This window comes from Pseudoalteromonas sp. Cn5-37 (genome assembly GCF_021532495.1).
Taxonomy (GTDB): Bacteria; Pseudomonadota; Gammaproteobacteria; order Enterobacterales; family Alteromonadaceae; genus Pseudoalteromonas; species Pseudoalteromonas simplex.
This window is the reverse complement of sequence record NZ_JAKGBA010000023.1, coordinates 38,795-50,681: the sequence shown is the minus strand read 5'-3', so window position 1 is coordinate 50,681 and position 11,887 is coordinate 38,795. Positions and strand designations below refer to the sequence as shown.

Annotated in this window: 16 protein-coding genes; 11 read left to right on the top strand and 5 right to left on the bottom strand. The window is 39.9% G+C overall.

The genetic code is table 11. The features are described from left to right. Positions 1-15: 15 nt before the first annotated feature. Positions 16-96: an IS3 family transposase gene (locus L1266_RS22440; RefSeq protein ID WP_366035313.1), complete on the top strand. Its 81-nt coding sequence runs from the start codon at positions 16-18 to the stop codon at positions 94-96. A gap of 168 nt (positions 97-264) precedes the next feature. Here the strand turns inward: L1266_RS22440 and L1266_RS18000 are convergent, their stop codons facing one another. The 3 genes from L1266_RS18000 to L1266_RS17990 all read right to left on the bottom strand — a co-directional run bounded on the left by L1266_RS18000 (position 265) and on the right by L1266_RS17990 (position 1,662). Next, a complete protein-coding gene (locus L1266_RS18000; RefSeq protein ID WP_054554139.1) occupies positions 265-690 on the bottom strand; it encodes a secondary thiamine-phosphate synthase enzyme YjbQ in 426 nt (141 codons plus the stop codon). Further along, the gene (locus L1266_RS17995) at positions 687-1,154 is read right to left on the bottom strand and encodes a chemotaxis protein CheX (RefSeq protein WP_054554140.1); all 468 of its coding nucleotides are present in this window, start codon (positions 1,152-1,154) and stop codon (positions 687-689) included. The genes L1266_RS18000 and L1266_RS17995 overlap by 4 nt, the downstream gene beginning before the upstream one ends. Positions 1,155-1,227: 73 nt before the next feature. Next, complete coding sequence (locus L1266_RS17990) at positions 1,228-1,662, bottom strand: transcriptional repressor (protein ID WP_054554141.1); 435 nt, start codon at positions 1,660-1,662, stop codon at positions 1,228-1,230. Between the two features lie 94 nt (positions 1,663-1,756). On the opposite strand from L1266_RS17990, the gene L1266_RS17985 reads away from it, so the two are divergent. The 9 genes from L1266_RS17985 to L1266_RS17945 all read left to right on the top strand — a co-directional run bounded on the left by L1266_RS17985 (position 1,757) and on the right by L1266_RS17945 (position 7,998). Beyond that, positions 1,757-2,377 carry a MarC family protein gene (locus L1266_RS17985; RefSeq protein WP_138601917.1) on the top strand — a complete coding sequence of 207 codons (621 nt, stop codon included), beginning with the start codon at positions 1,757-1,759 and terminating at the stop codon, positions 2,375-2,377. A 97-nt stretch (positions 2,378-2,474) separates the two neighbouring features. Beyond that, positions 2,475-2,954 carry a hypothetical protein gene (locus L1266_RS17980; protein WP_138601919.1) on the top strand — a complete coding sequence of 160 codons (480 nt, stop codon included), beginning with the start codon at positions 2,475-2,477 and terminating at the stop codon, positions 2,952-2,954. A 235-nt stretch (positions 2,955-3,189) separates the two neighbouring features. Beyond that, positions 3,190-4,167 (top strand): tRNA dihydrouridine(20/20a) synthase DusA, encoded by a 978-nt coding sequence (gene dusA / locus L1266_RS17975; protein WP_082389307.1) that lies wholly within the window; start codon positions 3,190-3,192, stop codon positions 4,165-4,167. Between the two features lie 249 nt (positions 4,168-4,416). Next, positions 4,417-5,091 (top strand): PspA/IM30 family protein, encoded by a 675-nt coding sequence (locus L1266_RS17970; RefSeq protein ID WP_166339599.1) that lies wholly within the window; start codon positions 4,417-4,419, stop codon positions 5,089-5,091. Positions 5,092-5,101: 10 nt separating this feature from the next. After that, complete coding sequence (locus L1266_RS17965; protein WP_166339652.1) at positions 5,102-5,308, top strand: PspC domain-containing protein; 207 nt, start codon at positions 5,102-5,104, stop codon at positions 5,306-5,308. A 9-nt stretch (positions 5,309-5,317) separates the two neighbouring features. Beyond that, positions 5,318-5,644: a hypothetical protein gene (locus L1266_RS17960; RefSeq protein WP_054554146.1), complete on the top strand. Its 327-nt coding sequence runs from the start codon at positions 5,318-5,320 to the stop codon at positions 5,642-5,644. A gap of 80 nt (positions 5,645-5,724) precedes the next feature. Continuing rightward, on the top strand, positions 5,725-6,231 hold the full coding sequence (locus L1266_RS17955) for a copper chaperone PCu(A)C (protein ID WP_166339589.1): 507 nt from the start codon (positions 5,725-5,727) through the stop codon (positions 6,229-6,231). Between the two features lie 8 nt (positions 6,232-6,239). Continuing rightward, positions 6,240-7,226 carry a DUF2333 family protein gene (locus tag L1266_RS17950; RefSeq protein ID WP_235378047.1) on the top strand — a complete coding sequence of 329 codons (987 nt, stop codon included), beginning with the start codon at positions 6,240-6,242 and terminating at the stop codon, positions 7,224-7,226. A 4-nt stretch (positions 7,227-7,230) separates the two neighbouring features. Then, entirely contained in the window at positions 7,231-7,998 is a 768-nt protein-coding gene (locus L1266_RS17945; protein WP_138601926.1) for a TIGR04219 family outer membrane beta-barrel protein, read from the top strand. Between the two features lie 33 nt (positions 7,999-8,031). On the opposite strand, the gene L1266_RS17940 is transcribed toward L1266_RS17945, so the two are convergent. Both L1266_RS17940 and L1266_RS17935 read right to left on the bottom strand, forming a co-directional pair. Further along, complete coding sequence (locus tag L1266_RS17940) at positions 8,032-8,919, bottom strand: TIGR03899 family protein (protein ID WP_235378046.1); 888 nt, start codon at positions 8,917-8,919, stop codon at positions 8,032-8,034. After that, positions 8,888-9,466, bottom strand: coding sequence for an SRPBCC family protein (locus L1266_RS17935; RefSeq protein WP_235373534.1), 579 nt, complete (start codon positions 9,464-9,466; stop codon positions 8,888-8,890). Before L1266_RS17935 ends, L1266_RS17940 begins: the two co-directional genes overlap by 32 nt. 177 nt (positions 9,467-9,643) lie before the next feature. On the opposite strand from L1266_RS17935, the gene L1266_RS17930 reads away from it, so the two are divergent. Continuing rightward, positions 9,644-11,839 (top strand): bifunctional diguanylate cyclase/phosphodiesterase, encoded by a 2,196-nt coding sequence (locus L1266_RS17930; RefSeq protein WP_054554152.1) that lies wholly within the window; start codon positions 9,644-9,646, stop codon positions 11,837-11,839. The last annotated feature ends 48 nt before the right edge of the window (positions 11,840-11,887 follow it).

Genomic DNA, 11,887 nt, shown 5'->3' with positions numbered 1-11,887 from the left:
CAAACGTATTTTTATATTGAAAAATACTACAACTCAGTAAGAAGGCATGGCACCCTAGGGTATAAAAGTCCCATGCAGTACGAACAAGTTAATTAAACCCCGTGTCTACTTTATCGGGGTCAGATCATACAGCTTACAGCTTACAGCTTACAGCTTACAGCTTACAGCTTACAGCTTACAGCTTACAGCTTACAGCTTACAGCTTACAGCTTACAGCTTACAGCTTACAGCTTACAGCTTACAGCTTACAGCTTACAGCTAGTTTTAGATCTGACCTTGAATCGTCGCGACAATGCGTCTTACACCGCCATGATCTCGGTGTTCGCCTAAATAGATACCTTGCCAGGTACCAAGCATTAAACGGCCTTGGTTAATTGGAATAGTGAGTTCAGCACCTAAAGTACTGCTTTTTATGTGGGCAGGCATGTCGTCATCACCTTCATAATCATGGCGGTAATAACTTTGTCGTTCTGGCACAAAATGATTGAAGTGACTTTCCATATCCATTCTAACTGTAGGATCTGCATTTTCGTTAATAGTTAAGCTTGCAGACGTATGCTGAATGAACAGGTGTAATAAACCGACTTTGTATTGTGTTATCTCTGGAAGTTGCCGAAGTAGCTCGTCATCAATGATGTGAAAGCCTCGTGAGCGAGGCTTCAATTGAATGGTTTTTTGCTGCCAGCTCATAGTTTATCAAAGCTAACTTCAATATTGGCGTTACCATCAGCTGACGTGAATGGAATTAATACCTTGGCGCCTTCACATTTATGAGCAATTGTATGTCCCTTACCAGACACTACAACTGGCGTTGCCATATCAAACTCATAGCCTTTTTCGCCAAGTAGATTTTTTGCGCCACCTGTTACCATGTTAGTAATTTCACCTACCATGTCGGTTACTTCTTCATTTACCGTATCAGGGCGTTCACCTAGCATTCTTTCCATAATGGTCAGAGCTAGATTTTCATCAAAGGTGATTGAAAGTGAACCTTTAGTTTGTGGGCCAACCATACCAATCAAACCTGATACATCGCCACGGGCTAGTTCGTCTTTCTTTAAACTAGGTTTACCCGGCTTTAATTCTGTTTGAGCCATAGTGCTCAATACATTTAATAATGATGATAAAAAAGGGTTGATGAACTCCACATTCATTATTTATTTTCCCTTAGGTTTCGAAATGCCGTTAATCATACTTTAAGTGTAGTGGTTGTTTCAAACACCGCACTTATTCTTTGCATTTTTCGCATTTACCATGCGCTTCGATTGTTTGTCCAGAGACAATAAATCCACTTTCTGCAGCTAAGTTATTAAGTTCATGAGAAATTACTGTTGAATGTAATTCTTTTACATAACCACAGCTATCACAAATTAATAATTGTACAGGGTGAATGTGATCAAAATGATGGCACAGCATAAATGAGTTGGTGCTTTCAATTTTATGAATAAAGCCAAGTTCCGATAAGAAATCGAGCGCTCGATAAATAGTGGCTGGTTTTGCGCCTGATTCAGTTAATTTAAGTTGTTCTAATAGGTCATAAGCACCCACACCACCTTGCGCACTAGCTAATAGGCGGAATACTTTTTCACGGATGGGTGTGAAACGAGCACCACGATTATCGCATACTTGTTTTGCTTTACTGACGAGTGATTCTATATTCATCTTCTCTTATCCTTACGCTACCGTGATATACTAACATACTGTATTGTAGTTGCAGTGTTTTTATTCGCTAACACGTTTTTAGGGAGTTTGATTAATGAGTGAATTGCTAGCGGCATTCATTTTCTTTTTTGCGGTAATCGATCCAATAGGCACAGTTCCCGTTTTTATTGCTGTTACGCGCTGGGATGATGCTAAGTTCAAACGTAAAGTTGCTTTAAAGGCGGTTGGCGTTTCGGCGCTGGTTTTATTATTTTTTGTTGTTGCAGGTGAGCTACTCTTAAACGCGATTAACATTCCTCTTTCGGCGTTTCAGATTGCCGGAGGAATTGTGCTATTACTTTTTGCACTGTCGATGATATTTGGTGAAAGTAAACCTGAAACCGAGATAAAAAGCGTTCGTGATAGCACTGAAACCGCTATTTTTCCTTTGGCGATTCCTTCTATTGCCAGTCCGGGTGCCATGCTTGGTGCAGTACTAATGACCCGAAATACCGAATACACTTGGTATGAACAGCTTATAACTTCCTCAATCATGCTTTTGGTATTAGTAATTGTGTTGGTTTTACTACTACTTGCTACGCATGTTCATAAGTTAATAGGCGATAGTGGCGCAAGTATCATTAGCCGGGTGATGGGTTTAATTCTATCGTCAGTGGCGGTGACTAATATCTTAGGTGGTATTGCTCACTATTTTGGTTTAAGTGTCGTCGCGTAGTTTAATTTAAAGTGCATTTTCAGTGATTTAAATTTTGAATAATTGCCTTCTTTTATCTAACTTTAAAGAAGGCAATATAAATTTTAAGGAACAAAGAATGCTAATCAAAAACGTTGTTTTATCTGTCTTTCTGATTTTTAGTTTAGGTGCTTGCATGGAGCCGACCTATGATAGTGGTAAGCTAAAAGTCATCGAAGTAACAGACCATGATTTTAAAATTAATGGTGAAAGCGCCGTAACTGTAATTGTTGGTCATGCCAATGTGGCAGAATATAGCTTCTCACTTCGTAAAAGTGATTTAAAGAAAGGCACGCTCCTGCAGTCTGTGTCTGACAGTAATCCAAATGTCCGTGCTGATGGTACCTTCTTTAGCGAGTATTATGTGCAATCAAAAGATCACGACACGCGAGCATCAATTGAAATTGTAGAAATAGACCCCGTTGAGAAAATCGCACGAATTGCTGTTGGTGCTAAGCTAGTTAACCTGAAAAATGAGGATTACAAAGAGCTCGAAATTACTGTTTTAGAGCTTACGGGCCAAAATCTTGAACATCTTCTAAATGAAGTGAAGATGTAACCTTTCCATTTTTGCTTATTCTTCAAAGAAGTGAGATTGCAGTACACTTCTTCGTCTCTTTTCATCATCTGATCTTCGATTAAGCCATGCCGGGAGTTAGCTTCGGTGGTATAATGGCTGCAATTTTTCATTTCGGTGCATGCCTAAAGGTATGTGTCATCGCTATATTAAGCGTTAATCGTATTAGGTAATTTAAGTTGCAAGTAAATGCATTGATCTTTAAAGGGGCCATGTTATGAGCACAACGACATTAAACCGCCGTTTTTCCGTGGCACCCATGTTAGATTGGACTGATCGTCACTGTCGAACCTTTCACCGCAAAATGACTAAGCATGCTGTGCTTTACACTGAGATGGTGACAACCGGCGCTATATTATTTGGTAAGGGCGATTACTTACATTTTAATGAGCATGAAGGCCCAGTGGCATTGCAACTTGGTGGCTCAGATCCTGAAGCGTTGGCTAAGTGTGCAAAGTTAGCAGCAGAGCGCGGTTATCATGAAGTAAATTTAAATGTTGGCTGTCCGTCTGACCGTGTGCAAAATGGTCGTTTTGGTGCTTGTTTAATGGCTGAGCCTAAACTGGTTGCTGACTGCGTTGCTGCAATGAAGGCCGAAGTGACTATTCCTGTTACAGTTAAAACGCGCATTGGTATTGATGAGCAAGACTCGTATGAGTTTTTATGTGCTTTAATTGAAGCGAGTCATGATGTTGGTTGCGATGACTTTATTATTCATGCGCGTAAAGCGTGGTTAAATGGCTTAAGCCCAAAAGAGAATCGTGAGATCCCACCTCTGGATTACCCGCGCGTTTATCAGTTGAAGAAAGATTATCCGCAACTGCACTTAAGCTTAAATGGTGGCGTGAAAACAATTGCTGATAGTGTGGCTCACCTTGATTATGTTGATGGCATCATGATTGGTCGTGAGGCGTATAGTAATCCGTTTATTTTGTCTGAGGTCGACGAAAATATTTATGGTGATGAAGCCTTTACGCTAAGTCGTCATCAGGTTGTACGCTCGATGTATGACTATATTGAAGATGAAATGAGCAAAGGCGCTAACTTTTGGCATATTGCTCGCCATATGTTGGGGATTTTCCAAGGCCAACCTGGTGCGCGTGGTTTCAGACGCCACCTTTCAGAAAAAGGCCATGGTAAAGCGGCCGATTTATCTGTTATGGATAAAGCTTTAAGTTTTGTCCCAGAAGCCTAATCACAAAGCCTATTAAAAATAGCCTATTTAAAAGCCACATTTTGTGGCTTTTTTTGATCCTAAAATTTAGTGAAAAAGTTAATTATTTAGTCAAATTAGTTATTTTTCATTCAGTCACTAGTCAGCCTGAATCTAAATTTAATTAATCTAACTTATTGTATATAAATAATAAATTTATTTTATTCATTAGTTGGCACAAGAATTGGAATCTCCTAGTTGTATTAACCCAATAATCAACAGGAGAGTCACATGGGTGTATTAAATCGCGTAAATGACATTATTCAGGCAAACCTTTCTGCAGCATTAGACAAAGCTGAAGATCCTGAAAAGTTACTTAATCTACTCGTGCAAGAAATGCAGGATGCCCTGACTGAATGCCGTGCAACTGCTGCGACATTTTTAACGCAAGAAAAACAAATGAAACGTGAAATTGCAGCGAAACAAGCGAAAGTAGCAGACTGGCAAGCGAAAGCAGAAAAAGCGTTGAGTAAAGATCGTGATGATCTTGCCAAAGCAGCACTAGTTGAAAAGCAGCGTTTAACGACAGAAATCGAAGCACAACAAGCTGAAATGGATAAAGTGGCAGAGTCACTCGCTAAATTGACAGAGGATTGTCAGCGTTTACAAAACAAGCTTGCAGATGCAAAAGCCAAACAGCTGACTTACATGCAAAAAGAACGCGTTGTTACAGCACGCTTAAAAGTAAAAGAGCAGCTGCATAGCAGTAAAGTTGAAGATGCATTAGCACGTTTTGACTACTTAGAGCAGCGTGTTGAAAACATTGAGTCGCAAGTGGAAGCGTATGAACTTACACAAGGTGATGCTGCAAATTCAACAGCAGCACAAATCGCAGCCCTTGAGAAAGATGAAGCAATCGATAAAGAGCTTGCTGATTTAAAAGCAATGATGAAGCAGTCGGCTTAGGAGGTTAATGATGAATACTTATCACACATCGACACGTTGGTACCGTGATCTAAGTAACAAAAAGATCTCGGGTGTGTGTAGCGGACTCGCTGCGCGCTTGGGATTCCCAGTATGGTCGACACGCTTGGTCATGATCATACTACTTATTCAAATGCCGCTGTTAATCGGCGTGGGTTATTTAGTGGCTCATTGCACTTTACCATTGAAAGGTTATTAGGAGTAGAGCATGAAAACGTTAGCTATCATCATTTTGGCAATGTTATTACTATGCACTGATGCAGTTTCATTTGTTTCCTTTGACTCATGGCAATTACCATTGTCAATTGCTGACATGAGTTGGGCTGGGCTTGAAGTCATCGGTGCAATAGTGGCAGTCATTGCCGTCGTTGCAGGTGTGGCGTTATTTACAATTGGCCTACTTGGCGCAGGTGTTGTTGCTTTGATTGGTGTTGTGCTTGCGTTTTTATTTGGCTCAGTAATGATTGCATGGCCACTTTTACTTATCGCGGCATTATGCTGGTTGATTGCCGATAACAAAAAATCGCCAGCTTAAGGTACGAATAAACTGCCTTAATACATAAAATATGCTAAATTTAGCGGGTAAGTTAATGTCTTAACAAGGATTAAAACATAATGAAACTGTGGCCCGCACTCTCTTTTCTTACCGCAAGCTTATTCTTTAGTACTTTTTCATCTGCCCATAGTGGTCATGACCACAGCGATGTTGCCGAAGTTACTGTAAGTAACGCGCAGGTACGTGAATTTTTACCAGCCAGTAAAGCAAGTGTTGCTTATTTGACCATTACTAACCCAAGTGAACACGCAACAGTGTTAACTAAAGCAGAGCTTGATGGTTTAGGTCGTGTTGAAATTCATCAACATACTCATGTTGATGGCATGATGAAAATGGAACAGGTTTTATCATTAAAAATTGATGGTCACAGCAGTGTTGAATTTAAACCAGGTGGTTATCACTTAATGGTGTTTGAACCTGAAGAGCAGCTAAAAGCAGGGCAAGAGCGCAAACTCACGCTATATTTTAATGACGGCAATCGAGTTTTTACTCAAGCTAAAGTTGTGTCTTTACAAGAAATGTCTGAACAGGCATCACAAAAAAGTCAAGGGCACTCACATCACTAGGAGATATTATGTCTGAGCATAAAGGAAAAATAGCCAGTGCATTACTTATTATATTAATTATTTTTTACGCGATTGCTGTTTACTGGAGTAGTGAACCAGCTCGTATGGATGTTGTAAGTAAGGCTAAACAAGAAGCGCAGATGCGTGGTGAAAAGTTTGTAACAGGCTATACAACAACCACAACGTTGATCAATGTAGCAAGTACATTATTAAATAAGCCTGGCGGCTATTTATCTAACGATATGATGCCACCGAGCGAAATGATGGATAACATGCCTGCGTGGGAATATGGCGCGCTTGAAATGACCCGCGATTTAGTCTTGTCGATGCGTAAAGATTTCAGCCGTTCGCAGTCTCAATCAACTGAACACGAAGCGTTAAAAAAAGCACAACCGCAATTTAATATTAGCTCGGTAGCATGGGCATGGCCAAGTGCTGAAACTGAGTATCAAAAAGGCATTGATTTACTCGTTGTGTACCGCACTCAAATTGCCGATCAGAACGATCGTGATAGTCAATTTTATGCGCGTGCAGATAACTTACGTGGCTGGCTAAAAGAAGCAGAAAAACGTCTTGGCAGCTTGAGCCAGCGTTTAAGTGCAAGTGTTGGTCAAGATCGTTTGAATACAGATTTAGCAGGTGATACCGCGGCTCATCAAGCAACTTATGCTCCTTTACAGAACCAAGTGAAAACATCTTGGTGGCAAATTGATGATGTGTTTTATGAATCGCGTGGTGCAACGTGGGCATTACTACACTTTTTGCAAGCGGTTGAATATGATTTTGCCGATGTCTTAGAAAAGAAAAACGCTCGTGTTAGTCTGCAACAAATTATTCGTGAATTAGAGGCTACGCAAGAAACAGTGTGGAGCCCAATGATCTTAAATGGCAGTGGCTTTGGCTTTGTAGCTAACCACTCACTGGTCATGGCGAATTATATTTCTCGAGCCAATGCGGCTCTAATTGAACTTAGCGAACTTTTAGCGCAAGGATAAAATGATGAAAAAGTACTGTTTAGCAGCTGCCCTTTCAATGGCCTGTTTAGCTCCAACAGCACAAGCTGATACATTATTAGGTTTATACCTAGGTGTTGATGGTTGGCAATCAGATAACAGTGGTAGTTTTGCTCAAGATGGAAATCTACAAAGCTTTAAATTTGATGATGAAACGTTCACGAGCTACTACGCAGCACTTGAGCACCCAGTGCCGTTAATACCAAACATTAAACTAAAATACACTGAACTTGAGTTAAATGGTGATACAACACTTGATGAAACGTTTAGTTTTGGTGGTTCTGATTACGTTGTAGGCACACAAGTAGGCACTGTGAGTGATTTATCGCATGTCGACTACATTCTATACTACGAAATCTTTGATAATGATTTGGTTTCAATTGATTTAGGTGTAAATGCTAAACAATTTGATGGTGAAATTGTTGTGACTGGTACATCTCAAGAAGGTGGCCAAAACACGACTGAGCGTGTTGATTTTTCTGGTTTCGTACCTTTAGTGTATGGCCGTGCTGAAGTTGGTTTACCATTAACGGGTTTAAGCGTTTTCTTTGAAGGTAGCCTACTGGCTATCGACGATAGTAAAGTCCAAGATTACCAAGCGGGTATTGCATACGCTTTACTTGATAACTTAGCAATCGATATGGATATTAAAGCGGGTTACCGCTCAATGACATTAGAACTTGATGATATTGATGATATCTACACAGATTTAGATGCATCGGGCCCGTTTGCAGGTATTCAAGTTCATTTCTAATCGAATCTTTTGATTTATTTTTAGCTGGCGGCTTTACTTTAAAGCTTGCCAGCTAACTTCAAATTCATCTTCTAATGATGTTGCCAGTATTTGCTTATAAGCTTTGTTTATTGGTGATGCGATTAGCTTTCTTAACTCGTCACCAGTCTGGGTAAATTTATAGTAACTGAGTACTAAGTCATTACTTTTTGCTTTTAAAACCAAGCGTTGATTCATAAAGCTCAGTATTAGTTCTTGACCAGCTTTTAAAACCGCCGATTCGATTTCTTTTCGATACAGTAAGTTAATATCCATTAGGGTCAGAATGTCAGGAAAACTAACAGGGGTTTTCCCTAAGTTAAATGACACCTTATTACCTTTTCTAAGTAAATCAAACAGCGAGGGTTTCTTGTAAAAGCCGAGTAAAATTAAGTGGCTGTTGTCTTTTTCGTTGAATCCACACAATGATGTACAGCGCTGAAGGGCATCTGCTTCACGTTGAGTCATGTGTTTAAGGGTTTGTAGGCTTTTAATCGAAAAGGTGCCTGGCGATACTGTTTCACCTGCTAAAATTTTTGCCCACAGCTTTTGCATTGAGGAATTAGCTGTGTCTTCACATAAACTTATAAATCGCTCTATCCAATCAAAATCGGGCTGTTGTTGACCCGTGACATCCGGGCAAAACGCCATAGCCATCGCCATGATGGTTTCAATATTTTCTTGGCGTTTAATAAATTGAATTTCTTGGCGAGTGTGAGCGCGCTCCAATAAGCTTGCTTGCGTTTTAATCTGATAGGCTAATTGCTGCTGACCTTGTGCTGAGTAGCTATCATCGCTCGCATGGTTAATCCTAGCCGATGATGCCTTATGAATCGGGTAGCCAAGTTGATTTTCTATAATATTAGCAAGATTAACTCTCGCTTGAGCCGCTTTCACTGTCATTGGGAGCAATAGCCTTGTTTGTTGTTGCTAACTGCGCATGGGTTTTGATGTTATTGAGCGCCAGTTTAACTGTGTTGTTGAGAATATACTGGCTTAATAATGCAAGGTAGCCACCAATGATAGGAGTATTTACTTCACCTTGTAACGAGCACTCAATATTTATTTCATTACCAGCACCTGTAAATAGGATCGTTCCTTGGGCTATATGCTCTTTATTAAATAAAATATTAAAAGTAAGTTGTTCATTATTCTGTTGTGTTATTGTCATTTCGCCATCGCCGAAGCGGCTTTGCCAAAATTGGTGTGCCCCAACGCCTTGGCTTGGCTCTAAAACCGTAAACTTGATGCTGGGATCTACGCTTTTCCATGGTTGCCATTTATGCCATTGATTAAAGTCACCGACTAGTTTCGCTATTTCTGAGCTGCTAGCAGTGACCTGTATTGATTTATGAACCGTATAGCGTTGAGAAAGTAATAGCCCAACGACAAGCATAACTAGCGCACTGAGAAATAGGGCTTTTAGAGTTAAAACAAAAAATTTTATCATTTTACCTCGGGCAATAGTTTTATATCTTTCATAACATTATACGTAACCTAGGCTATAATTTATCTGATATGACTATATATGTTCTAATAAATGTATCATAGTTAAGTGACTGAGAGAATTTTATGCATCACTGTAAAATGTTGGTATTTTTACTAGGGTTGCTCTAAGGAATTATTAATGGCATCAGAAAGTAACGACTTTTTGTTTAGTGACCAAGATGAGGAGCAGCTTGTTGAAGAGACTGTCTCTGAGTTTTGGGACGTATTAATAGTCGACGACGATCCTGAGATACATTCAGTGACTAAGTTAGCGCTTTCTGGCGTTGAGTTCTGGGATAAAGGCTTACGATTCCACCACGCCTATTCAGGTTCAGAAGCGCTCGAATTACTTAAAAGTAACCATTCCATTTCGGTAATTTTACTTGATGTGGTTATGGAATCAGATGATGCTGGCCTGCAAGTTGTAAAGCAGGTACGAGAGTGCCTCAATAATCACAATGTGCGGATTATTTTACGTACCGGTCAACCAGGCTATGCACCTGAAGAAAAAGTGATCCGTGAATACGATATCAACGACTACAAAACAAAAACAGAACTAACACGTAGTAAACTTATCACAGCCCTAGTAACAGCAATTCGCTCTTATGAACAAGTTTGTCAGCTCGAATTTCAAAGCCGTGCTTTAAATAATATTTTGTATGCATCTAAGGCAATTCTTGGTTTTACTGATATTAAAGCGTTTTCGATGGCGGTTATTAAACAGCTTTCGATTATTTTAGATTGCGAACCACAAGGGCTATTGTGCGGCTCAATTGAAGATGACAATCAGGTTTATGTGCTAGGTGGCTGCGCTGAATACAATGAGTTTATAGGTCAAGGCATTGAACAACTTGATGATGGCCGTATTATCATGCAAGTCAATAACTGCCTAGCCCAAGGTGAACATCAGCATACAGATGTAGACAGTACGTATTTATTAAAAAGCAAAAACCGCCAAGCAGCTATTTACCTTGAAACTGAGCACACGCCAAGTCCTTCACAACTGCAATTTGCAGAGATATTCTTAACGAACGTCAGTGTAGGTCTTGATAATGTTCGATTATTCAACCGTTTACGTGATGCAGCTTATAAAGATGTATTAACTGGTTTATCGAATCGTAACGATTTCATGAATAAGGTGGAGCGCTACTACCAGCCGGGCAAAAATGACTTTGTCTTTTTACTAATTGATGTTTCGCAATTCTCTGATATCAACAATGGCTTAGGGCAAGAAATCGGTAATTTATTACTAAATGCAATTGTTGATAGGCTACAACAAGAATACCCTAATGCAGAGCTTATCTCGCGCATTGGTGCAGATGTTTTCGGTTTGTTGTTGGCTGCTGATAAATGCGATATTGAGTTACTTCGTGAGCATTTAAGTTTACCATTTAATGCTGGCGAGCATATTTTGCCAATCAACTTTAACATTGGCTTATGTTATCAAGGTGACTTTCAGCAAGCAGGGATCGAGACTTTAAAACTAGGTTACATTGCTTTAAACCAAGCTAAAAAACAATCTGCTGAAACGGTGGTGACTTATACCCCAGACATGGAAGAGAAAATGGCTTGGCGTTTAGGGATCATTAGACAGCTTCGTCAAGACTTCGAACAACGTAAATTAGAGGTTTGGTTTCAGCCGCAACTTGATTTAAATACTCTAGAAATCATAGGTTGTGAAGCGCTACTGCGTTGGCCATCAGGTAATGGTCAGTATATTTCACCAGCGATTTTCGTTCCGATGGCTGAAGATGCTGGTTTAATTGTTGATATAGGGCAATGGGTGCTAGAGCAAGCATGTATGCAGCAAAAGCGCCTTGAAGCAATGGGCTTTGCAATCAGTATTGCCGTAAATGTTTCAGTACCGCAGTTTAAAGTTAAAGGCTATGCTCAACAAGTAAAAGACACGCTTATTAAATACGATGTAAAACCGCAGTTTATTGAACTCGAAGTGACCGAAAGCGTGGTTATGGATGAGCTAGCTAATGTGATCACCACATTAAAAGAACTTAAAGAGTTTGGTATTGAGATTGCAATTGATGACTTTGGTACTGGCTTCTCGTCGTTAAGCTATTTGCAAAAACTACCATTAGACAGACTAAAAATTGATCGCGACTTTATCAAAGATTTACCTGGTCAAGATTGTCAGGCGATTGCTGCGTTAATTATTTCTCTTGGCGCAAGGTTAGGCTTAAAAACCATTGCAGAAGGGGTTGAAACACAAGCGCAAGCAGATTATTTAGCTCAGCTTGGCTGTGATGAAGTGCAAGGCTTCATGTACGCTAAGCCTATGCCAGAAAAAGAGTTAATTACTTACCTGCAAGCTAAGCAATAGCCAGTTCCAGTCAGTGCATACAAATTAAACAGCGCCCTCCAATGTGAA

Bases quoted from the DNA above. Each gene is read 5' to 3' on its own strand.
- L1266_RS18000 (WP_054554139.1), bottom strand. From the start codon at position 690: ATGAGCTGGCAGCAAAAAACCATTCAATTGAAGCCTCGCTCACGAGGC.
- L1266_RS17995 (WP_054554140.1), bottom strand. From the start codon at position 1,154: ATGAATGTGGAGTTCATCAACCCTTTTTTATCATCATTATTAAATGTA.
- L1266_RS17990 (WP_054554141.1), bottom strand. From the start codon at position 1,662: ATGAATATAGAATCACTCGTCAGTAAAGCAAAACAAGTATGCGATAAT.
- L1266_RS17985 (WP_138601917.1), top strand. From the start codon at position 1,757: ATGAGTGAATTGCTAGCGGCATTCATTTTCTTTTTTGCGGTAATCGAT.
- L1266_RS17980 (WP_138601919.1), top strand. From the start codon at position 2,475: ATGCTAATCAAAAACGTTGTTTTATCTGTCTTTCTGATTTTTAGTTTA.
- dusA (WP_082389307.1), top strand. From the start codon at position 3,190: ATGAGCACAACGACATTAAACCGCCGTTTTTCCGTGGCACCCATGTTA.
- L1266_RS17970 (WP_166339599.1), top strand. From the start codon at position 4,417: ATGGGTGTATTAAATCGCGTAAATGACATTATTCAGGCAAACCTTTCT.
- L1266_RS17965 (WP_166339652.1), top strand. From the start codon at position 5,102: ATGAATACTTATCACACATCGACACGTTGGTACCGTGATCTAAGTAAC.
- L1266_RS17960 (WP_054554146.1), top strand. From the start codon at position 5,318: ATGAAAACGTTAGCTATCATCATTTTGGCAATGTTATTACTATGCACT.
- L1266_RS17955 (WP_166339589.1), top strand. From the start codon at position 5,725: ATGAAACTGTGGCCCGCACTCTCTTTTCTTACCGCAAGCTTATTCTTT.
- L1266_RS17950 (WP_235378047.1), top strand. From the start codon at position 6,240: ATGTCTGAGCATAAAGGAAAAATAGCCAGTGCATTACTTATTATATTA.
- L1266_RS17945 (WP_138601926.1), top strand. From the start codon at position 7,231: ATGAAAAAGTACTGTTTAGCAGCTGCCCTTTCAATGGCCTGTTTAGCT.
- L1266_RS17940 (WP_235378046.1), bottom strand. From the start codon at position 8,919: ATGACAGTGAAAGCGGCTCAAGCGAGAGTTAATCTTGCTAATATTATA.
- L1266_RS17935 (WP_235373534.1), bottom strand. From the start codon at position 9,466: ATGATAAAATTTTTTGTTTTAACTCTAAAAGCCCTATTTCTCAGTGCG.
- L1266_RS17930 (WP_054554152.1), top strand. From the start codon at position 9,644: ATGGCATCAGAAAGTAACGACTTTTTGTTTAGTGACCAAGATGAGGAG.